The sequence below is a fragment of the Pseudoalteromonas sp. CO342X genome, assembly GCF_004208915.1.
Lineage (GTDB): Bacteria > Pseudomonadota > Gammaproteobacteria > Enterobacterales > Alteromonadaceae > Pseudoalteromonas > Pseudoalteromonas maricaloris.
Genome location: NZ_SGPH01000040.1, coordinates 179,637 through 204,307 on the forward strand (window position 1 = coordinate 179,637; position 24,671 = coordinate 204,307).

General features: G+C 43.2%; 19 protein-coding genes. 13 read left to right on the forward strand and 6 right to left on the reverse strand.

The genetic code is table 11. The features are described from left to right. Window positions 1–37 precede the first annotated feature (37 nt). The gene (locus EXT47_RS19755; protein WP_039495076.1) at window positions 38–832 is read right to left on the reverse strand and encodes an acyl-CoA thioesterase II; all 795 of its coding nucleotides are present in this window, start codon (window positions 830–832) and stop codon (window positions 38–40) included. Between the two features lie 262 nt (window positions 833–1,094). On the opposite strand from EXT47_RS19755, the gene dnaK reads away from it, so the two are divergent. The 6 genes from dnaK to EXT47_RS19785 all read left to right on the forward strand — a co-directional run bounded on the left by dnaK (window position 1,095) and on the right by EXT47_RS19785 (window position 9,648). Beyond that, the gene (gene dnaK / locus EXT47_RS19760; RefSeq protein WP_039495078.1) at window positions 1,095–3,017 is read left to right on the forward strand and encodes a molecular chaperone DnaK; all 1,923 of its coding nucleotides are present in this window, start codon (window positions 1,095–1,097) and stop codon (window positions 3,015–3,017) included. A gap of 153 nt (window positions 3,018–3,170) precedes the next feature. After that, on the forward strand, window positions 3,171–4,307 hold the full coding sequence (gene dnaJ / locus EXT47_RS19765; RefSeq protein WP_017216728.1) for a molecular chaperone DnaJ: 1,137 nt from the start codon (window positions 3,171–3,173) through the stop codon (window positions 4,305–4,307). A 138-nt stretch (window positions 4,308–4,445) separates the two neighbouring features. Then, entirely contained in the window at window positions 4,446–4,904 is a 459-nt protein-coding gene (gene ybaK, locus EXT47_RS19770) for a Cys-tRNA(Pro) deacylase (RefSeq protein ID WP_039495081.1), read from the forward strand. 278 nt (window positions 4,905–5,182) lie between these two features. After that, a complete protein-coding gene (locus EXT47_RS19775; protein ID WP_039495083.1) occupies window positions 5,183–7,438 on the forward strand; it encodes an acyl-CoA dehydrogenase in 2,256 nt (751 codons plus the stop codon). Window positions 7,439–7,875: 437 nt separating this feature from the next. After that, a complete protein-coding gene (locus tag EXT47_RS19780) occupies window positions 7,876–8,814 on the forward strand; it encodes a phosphotransferase (protein WP_130127389.1) in 939 nt (312 codons plus the stop codon). Window positions 8,815–8,817: 3 nt separating this feature from the next. After that, the gene (locus EXT47_RS19785; protein ID WP_039495087.1) at window positions 8,818–9,648 is read left to right on the forward strand and encodes an EamA family transporter; all 831 of its coding nucleotides are present in this window, start codon (window positions 8,818–8,820) and stop codon (window positions 9,646–9,648) included. Between the two features lie 26 nt (window positions 9,649–9,674). Here the strand turns inward: EXT47_RS19785 and EXT47_RS19790 are convergent, their stop codons facing one another. Then, window positions 9,675–11,318: a S8 family serine peptidase gene (locus EXT47_RS19790; RefSeq protein WP_039495088.1), complete on the reverse strand. Its 1,644-nt coding sequence runs from the start codon at window positions 11,316–11,318 to the stop codon at window positions 9,675–9,677. 142 nt (window positions 11,319–11,460) lie between these two features. Next, window positions 11,461–12,522 carry an ABC transporter substrate-binding protein gene (locus EXT47_RS19795; RefSeq protein WP_130127390.1) on the reverse strand — a complete coding sequence of 354 codons (1,062 nt, stop codon included), beginning with the start codon at window positions 12,520–12,522 and terminating at the stop codon, window positions 11,461–11,463. A 190-nt stretch (window positions 12,523–12,712) separates the two neighbouring features. Between EXT47_RS19795 and EXT47_RS19800 the strand changes: the two genes are divergently transcribed. The 4 genes from EXT47_RS19800 (at window position 12,713) to EXT47_RS19815 (ending at window position 19,946) form a co-directional block, all read left to right on the forward strand. Beyond that, the gene (locus EXT47_RS19800; protein ID WP_039495091.1) at window positions 12,713–13,105 is read left to right on the forward strand and encodes a cytochrome b562; all 393 of its coding nucleotides are present in this window, start codon (window positions 12,713–12,715) and stop codon (window positions 13,103–13,105) included. Window positions 13,106–13,390: 285 nt separating this feature from the next. Continuing rightward, window positions 13,391–14,839 (forward strand): basic secretory protein-like protein, encoded by a 1,449-nt coding sequence (locus EXT47_RS19805; RefSeq protein WP_039495092.1) that lies wholly within the window; start codon window positions 13,391–13,393, stop codon window positions 14,837–14,839. Between the two features lie 197 nt (window positions 14,840–15,036). Continuing rightward, on the forward strand, window positions 15,037–17,853 hold the full coding sequence (locus EXT47_RS19810; protein ID WP_130127391.1) for a TonB-dependent receptor: 2,817 nt from the start codon (window positions 15,037–15,039) through the stop codon (window positions 17,851–17,853). A gap of 17 nt (window positions 17,854–17,870) precedes the next feature. Beyond that, window positions 17,871–19,946: a basic secretory protein-like protein gene (locus EXT47_RS19815; RefSeq protein ID WP_130127392.1), complete on the forward strand. Its 2,076-nt coding sequence runs from the start codon at window positions 17,871–17,873 to the stop codon at window positions 19,944–19,946. A gap of 302 nt (window positions 19,947–20,248) precedes the next feature. Here EXT47_RS19815 and ykgO read toward each other — a convergent pair whose 3' ends face one another. Together ykgO and EXT47_RS19825 are read right to left on the reverse strand one after the other, a co-directional pair. Beyond that, window positions 20,249–20,389 carry a type B 50S ribosomal protein L36 gene (gene ykgO / locus EXT47_RS19820; RefSeq protein WP_010373066.1) on the reverse strand — a complete coding sequence of 47 codons (141 nt, stop codon included), beginning with the start codon at window positions 20,387–20,389 and terminating at the stop codon, window positions 20,249–20,251. Window positions 20,390–20,394: 5 nt separating this feature from the next. After that, window positions 20,395–20,652, reverse strand: coding sequence for a type B 50S ribosomal protein L31 (locus EXT47_RS19825; protein WP_130127393.1), 258 nt, complete (start codon window positions 20,650–20,652; stop codon window positions 20,395–20,397). Window positions 20,653–21,109: 457 nt separating this feature from the next. On the opposite strand from EXT47_RS19825, the gene EXT47_RS19830 reads away from it, so the two are divergent. Next, window positions 21,110–21,364: a hypothetical protein gene (locus EXT47_RS19830; RefSeq protein ID WP_010373062.1), complete on the forward strand. Its 255-nt coding sequence runs from the start codon at window positions 21,110–21,112 to the stop codon at window positions 21,362–21,364. A gap of 46 nt (window positions 21,365–21,410) precedes the next feature. Here EXT47_RS19830 and EXT47_RS19835 read toward each other — a convergent pair whose 3' ends face one another. Then, entirely contained in the window at window positions 21,411–22,064 is a 654-nt protein-coding gene (locus tag EXT47_RS19835; protein ID WP_130127394.1) for a DUF6058 family natural product biosynthesis protein, read from the reverse strand. Window positions 22,065–22,238: 174 nt separating this feature from the next. Here EXT47_RS19835 and EXT47_RS19840 point away from each other — a divergent pair, with 174 nt between their 5' ends. Continuing rightward, complete coding sequence (locus tag EXT47_RS19840; protein WP_039495100.1) at window positions 22,239–23,153, forward strand: dihydrodipicolinate synthase family protein; 915 nt, start codon at window positions 22,239–22,241, stop codon at window positions 23,151–23,153. A 55-nt stretch (window positions 23,154–23,208) separates the two neighbouring features. Further along, window positions 23,209–24,492 (forward strand): DEAD/DEAH box helicase, encoded by a 1,284-nt coding sequence (locus tag EXT47_RS19845; RefSeq protein WP_017216738.1) that lies wholly within the window; start codon window positions 23,209–23,211, stop codon window positions 24,490–24,492. Window positions 24,493–24,671: the final 179 nt, after the last annotated feature.

The window sequence follows — 24,671 nt, forward strand, 5'->3', positions numbered from 1 at the left end:
TATGCTAGTTTGCTTGATGCGCCCAAATTTATCAATGTTAATCAAATACTGCGACGGTTTGGCGGCTTAGGGCGAGCAGCTTGCCATCTTGTGACCAAATTTTAGCATCTTCAATACCATAACCATTTTGGCTATGGTGGGTCACGGCTTCAAAGCCCAGCCAAGAGTCTGAGTTGAGTGAAATATCACACAAAAATTCTATGTACCAAGACATACTGCTGGCGGGGCTTGGCGCTTTACACATCTGGAGTAAGGTTGGCGGCCATGAATCAGCAAGGGCTAGTGTATGTAGTTCATTTACCGATGTAGTTTGTGCTTTAAATCGCATCCAACCACCTAGATTTGAAGATGGTGCACCTGTAAATGGTAAAGCCCCTTGCTGGGCATTGAGCGCGACATGCTGGAAAAATGCAGGCATCACACCTTCTTGGTATGGAAGCACTGCCTTTGGATTAACATCTGAAAGAGTGGGGCTATCGACATTTGTAACTTGGATAGCGGATGCTCTATCCTTACCAAAGCACCCGATAGCAATAAGACAAACCTCGCCTGATTGGATCAGTTGAGTTTGCATTTGGGTTGCATTTTTTCCGCTACGCAAAATCGTTGTTGCAACGGTAAATGGTGCGCCTTCTAGCAGTGGTCCGACAAAATTTACGCTCACAGAGAGCAGTCGACGAGGCTCTGTCAGTTGATGCTTCATGCTTTGCACTGCTATTGCTGCAGACAATCCGCCAAACGCAGTGCGGCCTTGACACCAACTTGCAGGAAACGTCATTTGTGTTTGCGCTCGCTGTAAATGCTCCGACTGAATAATTTCATCAAATGTCATGTTGTCATTTCTCATTATTTATTATGTTGCATTTAGCATAACTGGTCTAACCAGGTAATCAAGCGTCAAATACATCGTATTTTCTTCTTCACTTGTTTCAAAATAAGCAATTAAGGGTGTTTTTTTGACCGAAACGTTCGAAAAGCAAAAAAATTTCAATTTTTTTCATTTTTTTTTAGTTGTGACGCTTGAATTACAAATTGGTGACCTTATTTATCAAATCAACTAACTGAACAACGAATTTTGAAGTCGGAGATGATTCATGGGTAAAATTATTGGAATCGATTTAGGTACTACTAACTCTTGCGTAGCGGTACTTGATGGTGACAAGCCGCGCGTTATTGAAAATGCTGAGGGCGACCGCACAACTCCTTCTGTTATTGCATTTACAGATGATGGTGAAACACTAGTAGGTCAGCCAGCAAAACGCCAGGCAGTGACTAACCCTAAAAATACACTTTACGCGATCAAGCGTCTAATTGGTCGTCGTTTTGAAGATGAAGAAGTACAGCGTGACCTTAGCATCATGCCTTTCAACATCGTAAAAGCGGACAACGGCGACGCTTGGGTTGAAGTACGTGGTGAGAAAAGAGCTGCACCTCAGATCTCAGCTGAAGTTCTTAAGAAAATGAAGAAAACAGCTGAAGACTTTCTTGGTGAGCCAGTAACAGAAGCTGTTATCACAGTTCCTGCATATTTCAACGATTCACAGCGTCAAGCAACTAAAGATGCTGGTCGTATCGCAGGTCTTGAAGTTAAGCGTATTATCAATGAGCCAACAGCAGCAGCACTTGCTTACGGCATGGATAAGAAGCAAGGCGACAACGTTGTTGCAGTATACGACTTAGGTGGTGGTACATTCGATATTTCAATCATCGAGATTGATGAAGTTGAAGGCGAGCACACGTTTGAAGTACTAGCAACTAACGGTGATACTCACCTAGGTGGTGAAGACTTTGATAACCGCGTTATCAACTACCTAGTTGCTGAATTTAAGAAAGACCAAGGCATCGACCTGAAAACTGACCCGCTAGCGATGCAGCGTGTTAAAGAAGCGGCTGAGAAAGCGAAGATTGAACTGTCTTCAGCACAGCAAACTGAGGTAAATCTACCTTACGTTACTGCTGATGCAACAGGTCCTAAGCACATGAACGTTAAGCTAACTCGTGCAAAACTTGAGTCACTAGTTGAAGACTTAGTTGCGCAATCAATCGAGCCGCTAAAACGTGCACTAGCTGATGCAGACCTTTCTGTAAGCGACGTAAATGACATCATCCTAGTTGGTGGTCAAACACGTATGCCACTGGTACAGAAAACAGTAGCTGAATTCTTTGGCAAAGAGCCTCGTAAAGACGTAAACCCTGATGAAGCGGTAGCAGTTGGTGCTGCGGTTCAAGGTGGTGTACTTGCGGGTGACGTGAAAGACGTACTACTACTTGACGTTTGTCCTCTGTCTCTAGGTATTGAGACTATGGGTCAAGTAATGACTGCGTTAATCGAGAAAAACACGACTATCCCTACTAAGAAGTCGCAAACTTTCTCAACAGCAGAAGACAATCAGTCTGCAGTAACAATTCACGTACTACAGGGTGAGCGTAAGCGTTCAAGTGATAACAAGTCTCTAGGTCAATTCAACCTAGAAGGTATTCGCCCAGCGCAGCGCGGTGTGCCACAAATCGAAGTTACTTTTGATGTGGATGCTGATGGTATCTTACACGTGTCTGCGAAAGACAAAGATACAGGTAAAGAGCAGAAGATCACAATCCAGGCTTCTTCAGGTCTAAGTGACGATGAAGTAGAAAAAATGGTACGTGATGCGGAAGCAAACGCAGAAGAAGATAAAAAGTTTGAAGAGCTAGTTGGCGCTCGTAACCAAGCTGATGCACTTGTTCATGCTACACGCAAGCAAGTTGAAGAAGCGGGTGACGACCTTCCAGCTGACGACAAGACAGCAATTGAAGCTGCGCTTGGCGAGCTAGAAACAGCAATCAAGGGCGATAGCAAAGACGAAATCGATGCTAAGACTCAAGCACTAGCAGAGAAATCGCAAAAGCTAATGGAAATCGCTCAAGCAAAAGCGCAAGCTCAACAAGCTGGCGGAGATGCAGGTGCCCAACAAGGTTCAGCGAAAAAAGACGACGACGTAGTTGACGCTGAATTTGAAGAAGTTAAAGACGACAAGTAATTGTAGGTCTTGAATGAGGGCGCGCTGGCTGTATGGCTTGTCGCGCCCTACGTGTTTATAAATTAGACTGTTGTCTGGCATTAATTTGCGAGCGACAGGGCTCGGCAGAGTTTGCAACGATGTAAGTTGCCAAGAAAGAGTAGTGTGATAAAAATGTCTAAACCTGACTATTATGAAGTATTAGGTGTTGCGAGAGACGCCAGTGAACGTGACATTAAAAAGGCGTATAAACGCCTTGCAATGAAATATCACCCAGATCGTACTGCAGGTAACACCGAACTCGAAGCGAAATTCAAAGAAGTAAAAGAAGCTTACGAGATATTGACTGATAGTCAAAAACGTCAGATGTATGATCAATACGGCCATGCAGCTTTCGAACAAGGTGGTGGTGCTGGTCATGGTGGATTTGGCGGCGCTGGCGACTTCGGTGATATTTTTGGGGACGTATTCGGTGATATCTTTGGTGGCGGTGGTGGCCGTCGTCAATCAAGACAACAGCGTGGCGCGGATTTAAGATATAACTTAGAGTTAAGTCTTGAAGAAGCGGTACGTGGTAAGCAGGTTGATATCCAAGTACCAACTTGGGTGAGCTGTAAACCATGTGATGGTAGTGGTGCGAAAGCAGGTTCTAAGCCTAAAACTTGTACAACCTGTCATGGTGCAGGTCAAGTACAAATGCGCCAAGGCTTCTTTGCGGTACAGCAAACTTGTCCAACTTGTCAGGGCACAGGTCAGATCATTTCAGACCCGTGTAATAGCTGTCACGGACAAGGCCGTGTGGAGAAAACGAAGACACTTAACGTTAAGATCCCAGCAGGGGTTGATACGGGTGATAGAGTACGTTTGTCTGGCGAAGGTGAAGCGGGGGCACATGGTGCTCCAGCCGGCGACTTGTACGTACAAGTGAGTGTAAAAGAGCACCCAATCTTCGTACGTGACGGCAACAATTTGTACTGTGAAGTGCCAATTAGCTTCACAACGGCAGCACTCGGTGGTGAGATTGAAGTGCCGACCCTAGATGGCCGCGCAAAACTGAAGATCCCATCGGAAAGTCAAACAGGCAAAATGTTCCGTATGCGTGGTAAAGGCGTGAAATCTGTGCGTAGCGGTGCGGTAGGCGACTTAATTTGTAAAGTTGTCCTTGAGACGCCAGTAAACTTAAACGAGCGCCAAAAAGAGCTTCTGCAAGAGTTTGAAGAGTCTATGGGTGAAAACAACGGTAAGAACCGTCCTAAGGCACAAGGCTTTTTTGACGGCGTTAAGAAGTTCTTTGATGACTTAACTAAGTAACTTAAGCTTGTTGAAAATGCCCGCTGCGATAGCGGGCATTTTTGTTTTGACGGATGATGGGTCTCATCGTAAGGCGATAGCATAAGCGTTTGTTTCTTGGTATAACAGAAATCAACATCTGCTTAAAAGGAGTTTTTAATGACACCGGCAATTAACCTACTTAAAAAGGCGAAAGTGGCGTTCCAAGTGCTGCAATTTGAGCATGATCCTAACGATCACGACTTTGCTAATGAAGCAGCGAAAAAGCTCAACCTAGACCGAGAAAAAGTATTTAAAACCCTGCTGATTGACGTTGATGGTAAACTGTATGTAGCTGTTTCTCCCGCCACGCAACAAGTGGATTTAAAAGCCTTTGCTAAAGCTTGTAAGGGGAAAAAAGCACAGCTTGCAGATCAACAAAACGCGCAAAAGGTAACTGGTTATTTAATTGGCGGTATAAGCCCGTTTGCGCAGAAAAAGCAGCTGCCCACGTTACTTCACGAGAGTGCTTTAGCATTTGAGCAAATTTATGTTAGTGCGGGCAAGCGGGGAGTTGAAGTCGTTGTTTCACCTGCTACTATAAAGCAGTTATGCAAAGCAAAAATCGCACTGTTTTAATGGCAGTGCTCAGCGTAAAAAACCATCTTGATTACAGATAAAATGCCAGTCTAGAACTGCTCAGGCTGTCAAAGCTTCTCGTTCACTCCTATTTTTCCCCTAAGAACAGTAATTTACTTTTCTCAACTTACAGCTGTAAGCCATTAATTTAGCAGTCATTTATATTAATCACTCGATAACTCAGTAAAAAAGCCGTTAAAAAATTAAGTAGAGTAATTGATCTAAACGAATTTTTATGCCGTAATGTAGGTATATCTATCTGGTCGGATGAGTTAATTATGAGCCTAAGAACGAATTTAAGAAAGATCCTCCCAAGCATTTCAATCACAGAACAAGAAGCATTAGATGCCGGTGATGTTTGGTTAGAAGGGTCAATTTATCAAGGTAAGCCTGACTTTTCGGCGCTTCGTGCTGTACCTGAAGCTAAGCTAAGTGTAGAAGAGCAAGCGTTTTTAGAAGGTCCAGTTAAAGAATTAATGGGTATGATCGATGACTCGGAAATTCAAAATGGCAAACACTTGCCAGAGCATGTGCTTGAATTTTTGAAAAAAGAGAGATTTTTCTCTTTGATCATTCCAAAAGAATACGGTGGTCTAGAGTTTAGCCCTTACGCAAACTCAACGATTGTAGGTACGATTGCGACTAAATCCTCTGCGGTAGCGGTAACGGTGATGGTTCCTAATTCACTAGGTCCGGGTGAGTTATTGCTTCATTATGGTACTAAAGAGCAGCAAGCGCACTACCTTCCTCGCTTAGCAAACGGTCGTGATATTCCGTGTTTCGCGCTGACAAGCCCTGAAGCTGGTTCCGATGCCGGTGGCATTCCGGACCAAGGTATTGTTAAAAAGGGCATGCATAACGGTGAAGAAGTACTCGGTCTTGAAGTAACATGGGACAAACGCTATATCACACTTGCGCCAATTGCGACGGTACTCGGTTTAGCCTTTAAAGTATTGGATCCTGAGGGATTACTAGGCGGTAAGAAAGAACTAGGGATCACTTGCGCGTTAATTCCACATGACCATCCAGGTGTGCAACTTGGTAACCGTCATGACCCGATGGGGATACGCTTCTATAACGGTACGACACGTGGTGAAAAAGTATTTATTCCAATGGACTTTATTATCGGTGGCCAGAAGAATATCGGTCGCGGTTGGCAGATGTTGGTAAGCTGCTTAGGTGCTGGACGTGGTATTTCTTTACCAGCGCTAGGTGTTTCAACTAGCCAAGTCGCATTGAAATCAGCATCAGAATACGCTGCGGTACGTGAGCAGTTTGGTCTTTCGATCGGCCAGTTTGAAGGTATTCAAGAAAAGCTTGCTGATATTGCAGGCAAAGCATACATGCAAGAGGCAATGCGGGTATTAACAACAGAAGGTTTAGGTATGGGTCTTAAGCCATCTGTAGTAACAGCAATTGCAAAATACCACATGACTGAAACTGGTCGTGACGTATTGGACTCTGCAATGGATATTCTTGCAGGTAAGGCTATTCAAAACGGTCCTCAGAATACTCTTGCAAGCGGTTATGTTGCCCAGCCAATAGCGATTACCGTAGAAGGTGCAAACATTCTAACGCGTAACTTGATGATCTTTGGTCAAGGTGTGATGCGCTGTCACCCCTATTTGCAGTCAATGGTTGAATCTATTCACAGCGAAGAGAAAGACGCCGACAGTAAATTCCGTGGTATTTTGACAAAAACAGTTAGCTATAGTGTTGCCAACAGCTTACGTGCTTTCAAATATGGTCTTATGCCGTTCACTGCTGATGCAAAGTCACCATTACCTGAAGTGCGTGCGTATGAAAAAGCCGCGCATAGATTAGCAGCTAAGCTTGCGGTATACGCAGACTTTTCATTGCTCGTATTAGGTGGAAAACTGAAACAAGCAGAAATGCTGTCAGCACGCCTTGGTGATGTAATGAGTCACTTGTATGCAGCGATGGCTTCAATCAAATACTATGAGCAAAAAGTAGCGGTAGCAGAGCGTGAGCAAGCAGCACCTTATTTCCATTATGCGACAAGGCATGCACTTATCAGTGCAGAAGAAGCGCTACATAAATTCTTAGATAACTTCCCGGCAAGTGGTACTCGTAAATTTATGCGTGTGATCACGATGCAGTTTAGTGGTAAACAAATGCCTAAAATTAATGATGATATGATCAGAGAGTTGGCCGCCGCGGCGCAAATGGATACGCCAATCAAAGCGCAGCTTACTCATCTTGTGAAGCCTACCGCAGGTGATGGTCATGATATCAATGAGCAAGCATATAAAGCTAAGATGGGTTGCCTTGACCTGCTTGCCAAAGTTAAAAAGGCAGTTCGCAAGCGCGAGATCCAACCAGGTGTTCGTTTCGAGCAAACATTAGATAATGCACTCGTTGGTAACCTTATCAATGAAGAAGAGTACGCAAAACTGGTTGATTACAATCGCAAGCGTGAAAAAGCAATCCGAGTGGATGAGTTTGACTTCGATTTAAACTTGTTAGATGAACAAAGTGCGAAAGAAACAGTCAAGCAAGCCGTGAATGAGTAAGTTAAACAAATAACTTTTTTGTAAAAGTAAAAGCCCTTAACCAATTGGTTAAGGGCTTTTTCATGTTGGGTAAAGATAATAACACCAGCTATAATTATCAAGCACTGTAAAACGGTTTGCTTATTTATACCAATTTGTCTTAATACTAGCTCAATTTGAAGGAACATATCTGACGTTAACAGCGTTAAAAATTTTTTATTTAGAATAACTAGATAACAAAATTTTTGACTTGTCTATATGGATGTAGGTACCTTGGCGGTAGCGGAGTTATCGACAAGATTATCTCGCCTCAAAATAGGTAGCTTAATTAAGAGAATTGGCATTCGTAATAGTAAGTAAAGGGTTGTACTGTGTTTAAGTAACCTGAGTTATACAATAAAGAAGTTTGGCTGTTTATTGAACGACTCTCAGGTTAAATAACAAAAAGGTGTAACACAGTGAAAATAAGTATTCCAAGCGATGTAATTTCTGCGCCTATGTCAACACAGCAAGAGCAACAATTATGGAGCGGTTGTGGTGATATGTTATTTATCAATCATGATGCTGGGAAGCTTGCAATTAAACGCACTAAAGTGCCTAGTGACATTGCACATCGGCGAATTGAACAATCTTCAGTAGCGCTTGCGCGTAAAGCTAAGTCTTATCAAGTAGAACGTCACTTTTACAAGCATCATGCATGCGAGTTACTCTCACCCTGCAATACGCCTAGTTATTTAGGTGAAGGGGTAAGTGAAGGGATGGACTACATCGTCTTTCGAGACTTCTCAACTCAAGGTTTTTCGCAAACTGCTAATCCATCCGAGTCACAAATATTAGCAGTGATAGGGTGGTTAGCTAAATTCCATGCTCACTTTTTACAAAGCCCAGCAGAGCATGTGTGGGAACAAGGAAACTATTGGCACCTAGATACACGACCGGATGAGCTTGAGCGAATGCAGCACAGTAGCATTAAACAAGCGGCGCCACGATTACGAGATCGTATCAAAAATAGCCATTGGCATACTTGGATCCATGGCGACGCCAAGCTTGCTAACTTTGCCTTTAATGGCGACCAAGCGCTAGGATTCGATTTTCAGTATGTCGGAAAGGGTATTGGTGTGTCAGACTTAATGCTGTTTATTACGTCGGTATTAGACGAAAAGGAACAGCTCCTGCATGCTGATGAGTATCTCAAGTTGTATTTAGATATGTTGAGAATAGAATTATTAGGCAAAGCAGCCTCTATTGATATCGCTCAGATCCTTTCTGAGTGGGAGTCGTTGTGGCCTGTGGTGTGGGCTGACTTTTATCGCTTTCTATTGGGTTGGAAACCGGACCATGTAAAAATCAATGATTACATGAAATTTCAAACGGAAATTGCATTACAACAGGGATAATAAATGGTCATAGCCTTATTCAGTGCGTTAAATTGGGCTGTATTTGATTTTTTACGAAAAAGGCTAGCGAGCCATTATTCAGCCGCGCAAATGTCGGTGATATTTAGCCTGCTAGTCTTACCTGCATACATTGGCTATTGGTTGGTTGTTGACAAGCAGCTCCCAAGCTCTGCTTATATAGCGCCTGCGATAGCTAGCGGAATTTTGGCGGCAATTGGTAGCGTAAACTTTATTCAGGCGCTTTCGCTTGGGCGAATGGCGGTTATCCTGCCTCTGTTATCCATCACTCCAGCACTTGCAGGTGTATTTGCTTGGTTGCTACTAGGAGAACCTTTAACCACACTGCAGTCAATACTAATCGCTGCGATTGTTCTTGCTTCGTTTTTATTGCAAGGAGGCAGATTCTCTTTTCAAGAGCCAGGTGCAAAACAAGTTGCAATCACCTCTTTTTGCTGGGGGCTTTGCATCGTGTTCGATAAACAGGCTTTGCAATACAGCTCGCTCTCTTTTCATGCTGGGTTTCTAACCTTTATGGTATTTTTTGTTAATCTAATCTTGTTACGACCACAGTTTAAAAATCAAAATTTCCGCGCACATTGGTTGCTCTGGACTATTTCTTCGGTGGTATTCGCTGTCGCTGTTATTTTTCAAATGCAGGCGTTAACCGAAATTCAGCCGGGGCTTGTTGAAGGATTGAAAAGAGCCATTGGCATAGTCAGCGCGAGTATGCTTGGAATGTGGTTTTTTAAAGAGGCAATATCAACAAAAGAATGGCTTATGATCTCTGTTATTCTGTGTTGTAGTGCAATGTTAGCATTAAACAGTGGCGCTTAAGCGCCACTTAAAATTACTAATTGGTATTACTTACACTGCGCGACTTTAGTCCAAACGTTTGAGTAGATCTCTGGGCTTGCGCCTTGTGACCAGTACGTAGCACGGTATTCAAAGCCTTTGAATGAAACCCGGTCGCCCGTATTGTAGAACTTAGTTGCATTCCATTCTTGGATACCATTACACCCAGCTGGTGCATCACTAACGGTAACTGCCAGTGTTTTAGAAGCAGTTCTGTTATTTGAAGCTGTCACAGTGAGTGTCACTTGATATGTACCTGCACTCGCGTAGGTGTGTGATGGGTTAGTTTGTGAGCTTGTTGCGCCGTCACCAAATTCCCACTGATAACTACCTGCTGTTGATTGGTTGTTAAATGTCGCAGTGAGGCCGGACACGCTGAAGTTAAAGTTTGCATTGACTGCACCTGAAGTATCACAACCATTATTTGTTAGATAATCAACCGCAGCTTTTGCTTGCACAATACCATAGCCGTAAGAAGTATCACGACCTGCTTGGCCTTTGTCTTTTGCAGTTGTATTAAGCACTTGGCGAATTTGCTGAGCGGTACATTGCGGGAAGTGGCTCCACACTAATGCTGCGACACCAGAAACATGCGGTGTTGCCATTGAAGTCCCACTAATACTGCGATACGCGCCATTATTCCATGTTGAGTTTACACCAACCCCCGGGCCTGCAATTTCTACTTGGCTGTTGTATTGAGAGAAAGAGGCTTTTGACTCAGAGCTATCGACCGCTGCCACAGATACAACTGCATTATACGATGCTGGGTAGCTCAGCGAGCTATTACCCGCGTTGCCAGCGGCTGCGATATGTAGCATGCCACGCTGATAACTCTGCTCAAATGCGCTTCGTTCTGCCGTAGAGCTGCCGCTGCCACCTAAACTCATGCTAGTTACGTTGGCGCCAGCCTGCTCACACTGCTCAATTGCTTTAATGAGGTCGGAACCGTATGCCCAGTTACCTTGGTCGTTAAACACTTTAACAATATGAAGACCTAGTTGCCCTGATGGATTCACCCCGACCACACCTGTGCCATTACCACCTAAAGCGGCGATTGTGCCGGCTACGTGTGTTCCGTGGCCGTTACCATCGTTACTCCACACACCTGTGTCGTAGTTACCGTAGCCGTCATTACCTGTAATGCCTGTGCTAGGTAAATCTTGGTGACCTAGCGTATAACCAGTATCCATAATACAGACTTTACGGTTGCCGCTGTAGCCGTCAGATACTTGGTTAGCCTGCACCATATTAATGCCGTAAGGTGTTGTTTCAGCGAGTAAATCAATTGCTGAAGTTTTTACACTTGGCAAATAGCGTTTAGGGTCAACTTCTACGTGTGCAATATTACCGCTTGCTTGTAGTTGTTGCATTTGCGCTGAAGAAACTTCGGCAACATATGCATTAATGCTTGGCAATGTGTTGACTGCAGCAGTACCCAAGGTGGAGTAGGCAGCTTCAGACAAAGCCTGCGCTTTAAACTGCGCCGTTTCTGCTTGACTTAAGCGCACAGGCAGAACATTTGGTGTTGCGCTGTCTTTTAACGTGACAATAACGCGCTGTGTATCTGCGTGAGCAACTGAAAGGCTTGCACAAACGCAGGCACTAAGGGTCGAAAGCTTAAGAAGTTTTACTACTGTATTACTGTTTTTCATATTTCACCTGTTTTACATGTTGTTTACGTTTGTTACTAAAACAGGTGTTGACATCGCTGTCAATGCGTAAATATTAGACAGGTTTAAATTGCATTATCTTTCTGGATTTTGTTTAATGCATTAATTAATCGTTCTTAAATTCTCAATTCTTCACATTATTATTGTGGTTATTTTTATTAAGTGAGTGAGTTAGTTCTGTAATGGTAAATTGCGCTGGATCGTTAATGTAACGTAAAAAGTCCAGGTGTTCAGGAAAGTTTCCATGTATGGCATGATACAAAGGTACATGAGCGTCATCCAGCGATTCGAAAATAGATAAGGTTACGCTGTCTATCGGTGTGAAGTCTCTATGATATTGTGCTAGTCGAGCTAAGGTATAGGCCCCAAGCAACACATGCCCTCCAATCGAAACATCTAACTTAGGCGCAATATCTTCATCCCAATTAATCCCACCTATGACGATCTTACGGTTTAACTCTTTAGCAGCGAGTAATGCGCCATAAGCAATAGGATCATTGGCAGCCCAAACGGTTGTAATTGCGGAGTCTCGCTGTAACCACGCTTTAGTGAGGCGATAAGCTTCATTCTGAGACCATTGACAATTTGCCTCTGCGATTAATTCTAGCTCCGTATGGTGCTCAATATATGCGCGCATGCCTTTTTGTCGGTCTAATGCCGCAGTCGTCGCCACGTCACCTAGTAAAGCTAATACATGTTGCGATGGATTTGAGGACCTAAGCGCTTTTCGCGCAAGTTGATGCATTAATTTAAAACCGGCTTGGAAATTGTCTGGCTCAATGGTGCCAATAATTTGGTGTCCTGCCTTTAACAAAGCCACTTCCTCTGTTTTGGTCGGTCCGTTGAGCAAGAAAATAATCTTAATGTTGGTGGCTTTAGTGTTTAACAAATAGGGAACGACACTCGACTTTTCGTTTACCAGCACAAGGTAATCAGCATCACTTTTCAAGGCTTGCTCTACGAGCGATTTCATCAAAATATGGTTGCGCTTCGCATAACTAATTTTGAGGGAAATATTCATGTTAGTAGCGGCCGCAGTCATCACGTTGCTGACGTTATACCAAAAATCCCCTGTAGGATTTTTTGTTGCAAAGCCAGGGTTTACAAATTGAACGTTGAATCGTTGTGCAGATAGCACGGCCATCGGCGATAAGAGTAAAAAGATGAACAACAATTTTCGGATCATAAGTCTCTACATTTTTGATATTCAAAAAGTGTGCTGCTAAATACGCTACAAGTATAGCTTACGCTAGAATCGTTGCGCTATCTGCCTGTTTTTTTGAATGCTATTCGGAACCCGCATATTTTTCATAGCATTGAATTTAGCTCATACGTTAATTGCTTTATACTAGCGCGCAAAGAGTAAGGGGACTTTGATGAGAAAAATCGTATTTATATTCGTGTTGTTATTTTCGATGTCAGGGGTTGCGCATGAGTCAAGCGAACTGAATAAAACCATGAAGGAAATGGGTCATATTTATAAGCAGGCTATGAAAGCGCAATCTGCTCAAGAAATGCAGGCGCACTTAGCCGAGCTGACTACACTCGTTAATGAAAGTAAGCAATTTCAGTTTAAGCAAGAGGTGTCTGCCGAGTCAGTTGCGGGCTTGAATAAAGTACTCGAAACTATTACTAAAGCGAGCCAAGAAATAGACTCGGGAAGAATTGAGAAAGCCCGTGAAATGCTTTTAAAAATTGATGAGCTGAGAAAGCAATACCACAAACTACACGAGCCACCGAGCTTTTGGGAATTACTGTTTGGTAGTTAAGCTGAGATTCGAATAGTTAACTTATCTAATCGCTGTGGTTATTTCTTGTTCTATCGCAGCGGCTTTGCTCATCTGTCTTAGCTTTAGTTTAGGATGACAAAATACTAGCGAGTGGTAGTTTGATTTTTCAGGCTCGCTCGTTAGTTCTCTATAAAATCCAAAAAGCGGTGAAATAGCGTTATCCTTTTCTGCACTTATTAAAAATTACGTAAAAATCTACTCAAAATAAGTTGCATTATTAATTGGAACGATCCAGTATGTTTGTTTTTAATCTGGGAAATTTCAATGAAAACCTCCTCATTAGCCAGTCTAATTTTACTTTCATTTTGTGGCTCCTCATTAGCAAGTGCCAATGCGCTCTACGACATCACCGAACGCGATGCATTCTCTGTAACGAGTGACGTAAAGGAGCAAATCCAAGGTGAGGGGATAGAGCAATTAGTTGATAGGTCGCTAAAAAGCAAATTCTTATCTAAGCAATCCAGCGCTGAGATTGTATTTGATCTGAAAGACGTAAAAGCGCTCAGACAATATAGTCTCACCTCAGCCCAAGATGCTCCCGCCCGAGACCCAAAGCATTGGACTGTAGCCGTATCTACAGATGGCAAGGCTTGGCAAGAGGCTGATAAACGCAACAATATGGTATTTTCAAGGCGAGGTGAAACACTCGCTTTTGACCTACCCAAAACAACGGATGCGAGGTACGTGCGCTTTACTGTAGCACAAGAAGGTAAAACGCAGTGGGGCGACCGCTTTTTGCAAATCGCTGATCTGGCACTCTATGCAGAAACAAACTTACCACTGGCGAACTTTACTGCAGACAAAACCGTTGCCAAGCTTAATGAGCCAATTTCTCTGCAGTCGATATCTGCAAACTCACCAACAGAGCTGAGTTGGAAGGCTGAGGGCAAAACGAAGCTGCCAACCACAAAAAGTGTTGAAGTAGTTTATGACAAGCCTGGTAACTACGATGTTACTCTAATGACTAAAAATGCGCATGGCTCCGACCTTAAAACCCGTGCGAACTATTTAAAAATATACGATCCAAATCAACCATGGAAAGGCTTTGAGCCGCCAAAGGTCAAAGTGGTTATCGAAGATACTGAGTCGGCAGGGTCGAAACGCCTGCAAGCGCTATTTCCTGATATAGCCAGTACGGTAGATGACGTAACTCGCCAACTGGCCCCTAGGTTGTACAAACACTTTGCAGAGCTGCCAGAGTTTGAGCAAGTTACATTTAGGCTAAAGTGGATGGACACAATAGCGTATCGCTCTGGAGACGAAACAAACATGGAAATCGTGTTTAGTTCAAAGTACATCACCGAAAAACTCGCTGGGCAGCCAGATGAGCAAGTGGAATACGAACTCCTTGGTGTGCTCTGGCACGAACTTACCCATGGATATCAGCTATTTCCAAAAGAGAGAAGTTATTCTGAGCCCGATGTACATGCATTTATTGAAGGAATGGCGGATCTCATTCGCATTCAAGCGGGATACCATAAAACCCGTTCGCCTAAGCCGTCAGATTCTTGGGTTGGTGGATACACAAACACTGGGTTCTTTCTCGCATGGCTCGCTGAGTCTCATCCTGATTTTGCCTATCGTTTTAATCAAACTGCGGTAGAAATAGAAAATTGGTCATTTGAAGATGCAATAAAATCAGTTACTGGAGAGTCCCTTGATAAGCTTTGGTCTCGTTATCAAAGTGGGCTAAATACCAAGAAATTGCAATGAACTAGCAAGAACTAGGTGATTACAATTTGTCGGTGTTGTGCTGTAAATGTACATAATTTGTTGACAGGTTTGTTTTATTGCTCATAATTGGAACGTTCCCTTTTTTGATTTCTGCCTGATGCTTTGTTGGTTTTGCTAATGGTGAAATAAAATTTTTATAATAAATTGGAACGTTCCTTTTGAATTGTGGGGGTCTTATGACAACAATAATGTATAAACATAGCCTGATCGCCGCTGCTGTTCTTGCAGCGGTAGCAACTAACTCAGTAACAGCCGCAACAGAAGAAATAGAACGTGTTGAGGTGACAGGATCTCGTATTAAACGTATCGCCATTGAGGGTGTGACCAATGTCCAAAGTCTCTCTTCCGCTGATATGGTCAGAAGTGGTTTTAACACAGTTTATGACGCACTGAGTAGTATTTCCGCTGCTAGTGGTGCCGTTCTCGGTGAAGTAGAAACTGGCTCCTATACGCCTGGCGCCAAGGAGTTAAACCTGTTAGGTGTTGGACCTGAGTACACACTTATTCTAGTTAATGGCAAGCGCTTGGCTTATTACCCAATGCCTTACGGTGGCCAAACCAATTTTGTTAATCTCGATATGTTGCCTACGGCGATGGTTGAGCGCATCGATATTCAATCCGGCGGTGGCTCTGCAATCTACGGTTCAGACGCAATGGCTGGGGTAGTCAATATTATCACCAAAAAAGGTATGGACGAGCACGTCGTCGAAGCATTCTACGGCCAGGATACCTATGGTACGGGTGATAAAAAAGGCTTGTCGTTTGTTGGTGGTTTTGAGCAAGACGATTTTACGTTTGACTACTCACTGGAGTACAAGACGGAAGAGGCGCTAACTGGTGCCGACAGACCTTTTCATGACAGTGTTTGGGATAATCCAGATCCAACAAACAAGCGAGAGCTCAATCGTTCAATTACCGTATGGGCTGAGAATACCGAGTTCAAAAATCAATACTCAGCGCAGTACTGCAACACAGATGACAATCCACACCCGACTGCGGTTCAGCACTTTATAAGCCGCAATGATTACGGCCTAAGCTGTGGGTGGGATGAAACCGGCAACAATTTGCTCCGTAACCAAGTTGAAACCATGAGTTTGTATATCAACTCGGTGTACAGCATCAACGACGAACACAGTTTTTTTGTTAACGGATTTTATATCGATCAAGAAAAGAAAGGGGCACGAAATCCATTCTTCTTTGCTCATGCAGAGTCAATTCACGGATCCATGTTTTGGGATCCTGATATCAAAAATAAAGCTGGTGGCTATGGCGCTCCAGTTAAGTATATGTGGCGGATAGTGAATGATTCAGAATATACAAATGATGGCTTAGGTCGAGTATACGATGATAAATCTTATTCATTTAGTTTTGGTCTTGAAGGGGAGATAGCAGATTACTATTACTCCGTTGGCTTCAGCCGTTCACAATACGATTTCTCTGATAGGTACTTGCACCACACGGTTGAAGGAAATAACTGGCTAAAAGGACCAAAGTTGGGTGAGGTTGATGGCATGCCAATCTACCGTCCAAATTACCAAGCTTTTTTTGCGCCTCTGACCCAAGACAATATGTATAACATGGCTGATTGGGCAACCTACGATGGCTTGTCGTTTAATGAAACTCTAACAGCAGATCTGTCCGGGGATTTATTTGAATTGCCAGCAGGATTTGTGTCTTTTGCCGCATATATTGAGCTGATGAAAGAAGGGACGAGAGCGACGCCCGATAGCAGAATACTAAATAAAGAGTTTGTTGGTCTGACTGGTGTTATCACCGATGGTGAACGTAACCGTTATGCTGCGGCGACAGAATTTATGATCCCTATTACTGAACAGATCTCTAGTGAAATAGCACTGCGTTATGACCACTATGATGATATTTCTGATGTTGGTGGGGCATTCACTTATCAAGTCGGTTTTAAGTATTCTCCTACTGACGCGCTGATGCTAAGAAGTGCGTATGGCACAACGTTCCGTGGTCCTAGCATGAGCTCAGTATATCAAGGGTTTGCTGGTAACTTTGGACGAGGCTCGGACAGAGTGATTGCAGATGCATGTCTACGTTTTCAAACCACAGGGGATCCCGCTCAATATAATGCTGATGCCTTAACTATCAGCTGCGCAGACTTAGACACAACAAATAGCAATGAGCCAAAGCTAGATGCCGACTTTGAGACAATCTCGGCAGGCGATCCAACTTTAAAAGAAGAGTCTGGTCATTCATTAACCTTTGGTCTTGTGTATGAGTACTCCCCTGAGCTGTCATTCAATGTTGATGTTTATGACATTGTCTTAAAAGACAAAATTACTCGACTTGGGTCTGGCGAAATTCTTGATAATGTCTGGAAGTGTGAAAACGGCTTAATTGACTCGTCCTCTGCTAAATGCGCCAATATGCAAGGCAGAGTACAGCGTTTTGACCAAGACGGTCTGGCAACCGACTGGTTAGGGAACACGAAAAAAGGATTACCGTACACCGCAGCAATTATCAGAGAAGGTTATATAAACGCCGCAGAAAGGCAGCATGGCGGCGTCAATTTTGGTGTGAAAGGCACGTTTGAGTCAGAGCTTGGCGAGTTTATTTATAAGCTTGATTACAGCCATGTTTTAAAGAAAAAAGAAAAGCTTCGTCCTGAAGATCCGCTTGAAGATGTGTTAGACAGTCAAGATAACTATAACTTCAAAGATATGGCATCGTTTAACCTGACTTGGCAGTTGGAAAAGACCGCAATTTCATGGCAGGTAAATTATAAAGGAAAAAATTGGAACGGTGCTGATTTTGGTCAAAGAGAAAAGTTACCTGCATGGATAAAGCATAATCTAACCATTGGTCATTATATCAATGACAATACGCGAGTGATGTTTACGGTTCAAAACTTATTAAATGCGATGCCGCCTCAAGACGACTCGTTTAGAAGTTACCCATTCTATAAAGCGGGTAATTACGACACGAACGGGCGCGAGTTCTTACTAAAAGTTAACTACCAATTTTAATAATAAAGGGTAACGAAATGAGAAAATTAATGCTATCAGCGGTGGCAATGGCCGTTGCTGCAACACTAATAGGCTGTAATGATGGGTCTGAATTTGTTGAACGTGATAAGCCTGAACAAACTCAATCATCCGGGCAGCCAGACTCTGGCGCATTGCGTAATATCACCTCAGATACTGGAGTTGAGATTGAGGCTGTTTTAGCGGATGGTGTACAAGCCTCGCCCGCAGGTGAAAGTGTCGACAAACTTATCGACGCTAACACGAGTACAAAATTCCTCGCTTTTGCGCCAAACGTCACTGTAGTGTTTAAAGCCGCGACAGAGATTGAACTTAGGGAATATAGCTTTACGTCAGCAAACGATGAAGCGAATCGAGATCCAAAACAGTGGGTCGTATATGGCTCAAATGATAAATCAGATTGGATTGAACTGGACTCAAGAGCGGGAGAAGTATTCTCTGCTCGAGGACTGACTCGCAATTTTGAATTGGCCGAAAGCGGCGAAAAGTATCGCTACTTCAAATTTGATTTAGTACATGGTGGCACGGATAGCTATGGTGCTGATATTACGCAACTAGCGGAACTTGAAATCAAAACGGTATCGGATATTCCTATCGTCGCATTTAATGCGACAAACACGACTCCAGAAGTCTCTGAGTATATTGTTTTTAGAGATGAGTCGTTAGTTAATCCGACTCACTGGCAGTGGACGTTTGAAGGTGGTATTCCTGCGACAAGTACAGAGCAAAGCCCATTGGTTAAGTTTGAAGCTTTAGGGGCAAAAACCATTACACTAGTTGCGAGTAATGACAAAGGGGAAGCGACATTAGTTCAGCAAGACTTTATCCGTGTGTGGGATCCAGTCTCGCCATGGGCAGGGTTTCCAGAGCCTGCAATTGAAGTGAAAAAGGAACTACCAGAGCACCCAGGACAGCTGGCGCTTGAACGTGCGGTACCAGATCTAAATGCCCTTATTCATGAGATCTCTTTGAATATTGCCAAGCGCTTATTTAATAATGTAACCGAAATAAACGTTTTTGAGCACGTTACTTTTATCACTGGAGACTTTGACGCGCCTGCTTCAAAGGCTGGTGAAGGCAAATTTATGGAGCTTAGGTTTGATGTTAAGCACATCGCCAATCTAGAGGGTCTTGGAGATGAGGCTATCCGTAACGAAGTCATTGGCGTGCTGTGGCATGAGCTGACTCATGGCTACAATAATGTTCCGGCTGAAGGTGAATATCGTCCGGGCACGGATTATCATACCTACTTAGAAGCGCTGGCTAACTTTATTCGAATAGATGCTGGTTACTTAGAGCATAGACGCGGTGGAGTTCGCTGGATGGAACACTACAATGTTGATGCCTACGATCAAACAGCATTCTTCTTTGAGTGGGTAGAAAACAGTCACCGTAACACCGATTTTATCCGCAAGTTTAATGCGGCAGCAAAAACGCTTGATACGTGGAGTTTAGACACCGCTTTTAAATCTATATTTGGTGAACAACGTGGGATTGATGCGGTATTTGAAGAGTATCAAGTCTACCTTGCAAGCGTCGGTAAGTTACCACCAGTACCACTTGGCTATCAGAACTTTGCACCCACTAGCACTCAGGTAACAACAAACGGTACTGCACTTGTGCCTTTTAATGAGGGAGCAGATAAGCTAAATGATAGAAATATTACCTCTAAATTTAATGTGGTGTTGGAAGCCCCTGCTTGGCTTGCACAATATGCGCCTGACTTGTTGCCGATAAAACAGGTTGATAAGGCCCAAGTTAACTATGTGTTTGACAGCGCTAAAACAGCAAAATATTACTCATTAGCGACAGCAGGAGACAACCCTCATCGCTTCCCTAATGCGTGGCAGCTACAGGGCTCAAATGACGGTACGAATTGGATTACGCTAGATACTCAACAGTTCAACGAACTACCTAATACGATGGAATACTACAGCTTTGCTATCGAGAGTCCAAATGCGTATACCCAGTATCGTTTGGAACTTGAGCATACCCGCGAGGGCGATGGAATTGGCGGTGCTAGCGGACGCCTAATTCAACTAGGCGAATTCTCATTGTGGGAAGCAAAAGACTAGCTTTTTAGTTAAAAGGTGGGCAATGCCCACCTTTAAAACGTACTTAACCTGAGGTTTGGATAAGGAATGTTCCAACTCATTGTTGCTAAAGCACAACTTAGTTTTCTCCTTGTCTAGCCAGAGAGTTTTAGGGAAAACACCGCTTCCGCGTCCTGCTCTCGCTAAGGTACCTACATCCTGTAGACAAGGCGAATGTACGCACCAATAGCTGGCTATTGGAAGTGAATTCAACGCAGTTAGTGCTAAAACTGGCTGCTGGAAAGTCATTAATTATCAGTAGTTTAGGTTTCTTATTTTGACCTTTAACGTTTCTTCTTCTTTTTACCTTGAACCGCTTTAAATCGCGGATTAGATTTACAAATTACGTAAACCCGACCGCGTCTTTTTACGACTTGGCACCCCGGTCTATTTTTAGCGCTTTTGAGTGAGCTCAGTACTTTCATTTGGTTTATCCTTTTTTAGTCGCAAGGTTTTTAAAGCGACGGTTAAATTGTGCAACTCGACCATCACTTGCCAGCAACTTCTGTTTACCTGTGTAGAAAGGGTGAGACGCACTAGAGACGTCAATTGGGAAGTAAGGGTAAGTCTTACCATCTAGTTCAACGGTTCTGTCTGATTTAATGGTTGAACCGACAATAAAGTACTTATCAACCGATGTATCATGGAAGGCAACAAGTTGATAATCAGGGTGGATATTGGGTTTCACGACAACGACTCCTAAATAATGTGTTGTTATATTGTATCAATATAAATCAAATAAAAACTATTCTCAACAACTAATTTGTTATTGCCGCTATTTAGTGCGATACGCTTAATTTGTCGACGCATGCGGAACTAAACTGAATGCATCTTGAGCAGTTGATTAAAAGGGGCTTACTTTCCTTAAAATTGCCTGATATAACTAGTTCTAGATAGTTTCTCAAGTAGTCATATTGGTGTTGACACCTAACCGGAATAGTAGCGAATAGACTTTTTTGGAATATAGCTATCGATGTAAGCCTGTTGGTTTGATAGATATGAGATAAAAGAGTGAGATCCAATTGAGGCTGGCTTAACGGTTAACAACCTTCACTAAATGAGAGAGGCCTAGCAAATAATTAAAACCTAGTACGTTCGCGAAGGTACTTTGTTCGCCAACGCAATACAGATATAGAGCATTTATTATGGATAAACATGCTGAGTTAGATAACTCAATTTTAGCTAAGCTTCACAGCAGCGATGACAGCGCGTTACAGCAAGAATTAGATACACTTTCTTGCACACATAGTGACATAGTGACACTACTGGCACAGTATCAAACGCTCAGTGAGCAAGATGATGAACTGTTCGATGCTTGGTACGACAGTTTATGTAAAGATCAGTTAAAGGTCTTAAAAGCATTTGAGATAATTCGTGCGCACATAGAACAGCAAATATAAATACGCATAGATTGTCTGGCGAAACGGTTGTGCGCCAGACGGCAGATTATTTGATTGATAAGTCGTACTTACTAATCAATTGGTCAATGTATCGAGAGCGTAGCGACTCTGTTTGCTCCGCTTGAGTATTGGCCGCTAGTGCTTTGTTCAGTAGCTTCATGGCGCTGTGTACTTGACTACGTTGCTCTGGGGCAATGCTGCTGGCGGTTCTTGCTTCTGTGATGTCGTCGATAATCGCGCGGCCTAGGTCAATATAAAGCGCTTCCTCTACGAGACCATTTTGGCTGATCACTCCATACTTGCCACATAAAAACTGTTGCCAAACTTGTTGTACATGCTCTGTAAGGTCATCACTAAAGCTTGGATCTTCGGTGTAAAAGCCTTTTTCAATACATTTCGCAAGTGCTTCACAGTAACGCTGTTGAAATAACTCAAATGCACTACTTGATTGATCTACTTTATGTTTAAGTAAAAGTTGCCCCCAATTGAGTAGGCCTCGGGCATAAAAATCAGTATATTCTTCACATTCGTACAGGCCAAAGTACGAACTGCACTTAATTTGATTTTGAATACTATAACTCGGATTTGGGAATAGGCTCATTTGTTGCCATTCTAAGAGCTGTTCTTCAGGTATCTTTAAGCTGCTGCTCAGCTCCAAAGTGGTATAAAAGTGCGTATTTAGAAAATGTGTCAGTCCCATAAAATTAAACTGGATAAATATACAGTGTTTTTGATTTTGCTGGATCTTTACGCAAATAACAAGCACTAAAGTTAAATTTCATTAGATTTAACCGATTTACTCAGGTTTATGGGTCGGATCTCAGTCAGATTTATGGTAAAAATGGCTGTCAACTGGAAGAGTAATAGAAAGACCATGCATCAGATCCAATCAATAAAAAAAGCAAGCTTAATTACCGCTATTAAAACCCCTTACACAATGGCGGGTGAAATTGACTTAGATACTTACGACAAGCTAGTCGAAGCGCAAATTGCAGGCGGTGTCGATGGTATTGTTGTCGGTGGCACTACAGGTGAAGGCCAACTGATGAATTGGGAAGAGCACTTAATGCTCATTGCCCATTCTGCGAATAAGTTTGGCGATAAATTGCTCATTGTTGGTAATACCGGCAGCAATAACACCAGAGAAGCAAAAAAAGCGACTGAATATGGGTTTGCATCAGGTATGCACTGTGCACTACAAATAAACCCGTATTATGGTAAAACCTCAATTGCGGGTGTGAAGGCTCACCTGAAAGAAGTATTAGAAATCGGCCCTGGTTTTATTTACAACGTGCCTGGCAGAACGGGACAAGATATTACGCCTGATATTATAGAGCCGCTGGCCAGCCACAAGCATTTTGTTGGTATGAAAGAATGTGCGGGTGATGAGCGTATCGCACACTATGAAGCGAAAGGCATTGCGTGTTGGTCGGGTAACGATGATCAAGCCCACGATAGCCGTCATAACAGCCAATCTCACGGCGTTATTTCTGTTGCTTCAAATATCATTCCGGGCTTATTCAGACAATTGATGGACACGCCTAACCAAGCGCTTAATCAGTCATTGCAACCGTTAATGAACTGGCTCTTCTGTGAACCAAATCCAATTGCTATCAATTCGGCTTTGATTATGACTGGCGCAGTCAAACCGGTATTTAGATTACCTTATGTGCCACTGTCGCAAACACAGCAAAAAGAGGGGATTGAACTCCTTTCTCAGTTAAAAGAAAGTGACTTTGTTGGCTCGACACCAAAATTAATTGACGAAACCTTGCTTAAGTTTTGTTAAAAGTCGGTTTGTCATTTATAATCTGCGACCGTTTTTGACTCGGTCGTAGGTTATTATGGCAACGTTTTCTTCATTTAGTTTCGCACAGCCTCTTTTAGATGCGCTGCAAGACATCAATTTTCATACATTAACGCCAATTCAACAGGCGGCTATCCCAGCTGTCCGTCAAGGTAGTGATGTGCTCGCAACAGCGCAAACTGGAACAGGGAAAACCGCAGCTTTTGCATTGCCTATCATCCAAAAATTGCTTGAGGCTGAAGCGCAGTCGACGCCAAGAGCGTTGATTTTGGCGCCAACGCGTGAGCTTGCCGAGCAGATCGCTAATAACTGTGCGACATTTGCAAAGTACACAGACTTAAAAGTGCAGGCACTGTTTGGCGGGGTTAACGCCAATGGCCAAGCTGAGCGCTTAAAGCAGGGCGTGGATATTTTAGTGGCAACCCCTGGACGCTTGTTAGATCATATCCGCCTAGGTAATGTCACGTTAAGTAACGTTAAACACTTAGTGTTAGATGAAGCTGACCGCATGTTAGACATGGGCTTTATCACCGACATGCAAAAAATCATTGAGCTGGTGGATAAGCAAAAGCAGCTATTGTTGTTTTCTGCAACTTTCCCGTCGGCAATGAAGCAGTTCGCGAAACAAGTGTTGGATCACCCTAAGTTAATCCAAGCGACGCCAGAAAATAGTACAGCCGACACGGTTCGCCACGTTGTTTATCCAGTTAAAGAAGAACGTAAGCGCGAGTTACTATCTGAACTGATCGGGACCAAAAATTGGCAACAAGTGCTAGTGTTCGTCAATATGAAAGAAACCGCAGACAAGCTAGTTGAAGAGCTAAAGCTTGATGGTATAGATGCAAATGTATGCCATGGCGACAAAACTCAAGGCGCTCGTCGTCGCGCTTTAAGAGAGTTCACCGAAGGCAAAGTACGCGTTATGGTTGCAACTGAAGTCGCAGCTCGCGGATTGGATATCGTTGGCCTGCCACGCGTGGTTAACTACGATGTGCCTTATCTTGCCGAAGATTATGTTCATCGCATTGGAAGAACTGGTCGTGCAGGTCAGTTTGGTTATGCGATCACCTTTGTAAGCCGTGAAGAAGAGTCAGATCTTATTCATATTGAACAGTTAATCGAGCAGCAAATTTCACGCTATTATCTGCCTGGCTACGAAGTGGCAAATCGTGAAAGACTGGTTGAAACTATCCAGAAGAAACCAGCGCATCAACGTCGTAAGGCGCGGGTGAATAAGCCTTCGAATCAAGCAAGTGCAGAAGCAAGATTAAAAAACCGCTCTCGTATTGCAAATGTACGTAAGCAGCAAAAGAAGAAGTAAAATTGTTTTTTGCTATATTTACAACGCCAGCTAGCACGCTGGCGTTGTTGTTTTTAGCCAATGTGGCGTACAATAGCAAAAAATAATTATAAAAATACGGCTTGTGCTTCAGTCATTTCACATTGTTCCAGTTAATCTAATCCAACTCGTCTCTCTTGGGGCTTATCTCCTCGCAATGT

What these genes read in the sequence shown, in the direction of transcription:
- EXT47_RS19755 (WP_039495076.1), bottom strand. Translation starts at nt 832, where the DNA reads ATGACATTTGATGAAATTATTCAGTCGGAGCATTTACAGCGAGCGCAA.
- dnaK (WP_039495078.1), top strand. Translation starts at nt 1,095, where the DNA reads ATGGGTAAAATTATTGGAATCGATTTAGGTACTACTAACTCTTGCGTA.
- dnaJ (WP_017216728.1), top strand. Translation starts at nt 3,171, where the DNA reads ATGTCTAAACCTGACTATTATGAAGTATTAGGTGTTGCGAGAGACGCC.
- ybaK (WP_039495081.1), top strand. Translation starts at nt 4,446, where the DNA reads ATGACACCGGCAATTAACCTACTTAAAAAGGCGAAAGTGGCGTTCCAA.
- EXT47_RS19775 (WP_039495083.1), top strand. Translation starts at nt 5,183, where the DNA reads ATGAGCCTAAGAACGAATTTAAGAAAGATCCTCCCAAGCATTTCAATC.
- EXT47_RS19785 (WP_039495087.1), top strand. Translation starts at nt 8,818, where the DNA reads ATGGTCATAGCCTTATTCAGTGCGTTAAATTGGGCTGTATTTGATTTT.
- EXT47_RS19790 (WP_039495088.1), bottom strand. Translation starts at nt 11,318, where the DNA reads ATGAAAAACAGTAATACAGTAGTAAAACTTCTTAAGCTTTCGACCCTT.
- EXT47_RS19795 (WP_130127390.1), bottom strand. Translation starts at nt 12,522, where the DNA reads ATGATCCGAAAATTGTTGTTCATCTTTTTACTCTTATCGCCGATGGCC.
- EXT47_RS19800 (WP_039495091.1), top strand. Translation starts at nt 12,713, where the DNA reads ATGAGAAAAATCGTATTTATATTCGTGTTGTTATTTTCGATGTCAGGG.
- EXT47_RS19805 (WP_039495092.1), top strand. Translation starts at nt 13,391, where the DNA reads ATGAAAACCTCCTCATTAGCCAGTCTAATTTTACTTTCATTTTGTGGC.
- EXT47_RS19810 (WP_130127391.1), top strand. Translation starts at nt 15,037, where the DNA reads ATGACAACAATAATGTATAAACATAGCCTGATCGCCGCTGCTGTTCTT.
- EXT47_RS19815 (WP_130127392.1), top strand. Translation starts at nt 17,871, where the DNA reads ATGAGAAAATTAATGCTATCAGCGGTGGCAATGGCCGTTGCTGCAACA.
- ykgO (WP_010373066.1), bottom strand. Translation starts at nt 20,389, where the DNA reads ATGAAAGTACTGAGCTCACTCAAAAGCGCTAAAAATAGACCGGGGTGC.
- EXT47_RS19830 (WP_010373062.1), top strand. Translation starts at nt 21,110, where the DNA reads ATGGATAAACATGCTGAGTTAGATAACTCAATTTTAGCTAAGCTTCAC.
- EXT47_RS19835 (WP_130127394.1), bottom strand. Translation starts at nt 22,064, where the DNA reads ATGGGACTGACACATTTTCTAAATACGCACTTTTATACCACTTTGGAG.
- EXT47_RS19840 (WP_039495100.1), top strand. Translation starts at nt 22,239, where the DNA reads ATGCATCAGATCCAATCAATAAAAAAAGCAAGCTTAATTACCGCTATT.
- EXT47_RS19845 (WP_017216738.1), top strand. Translation starts at nt 23,209, where the DNA reads ATGGCAACGTTTTCTTCATTTAGTTTCGCACAGCCTCTTTTAGATGCG.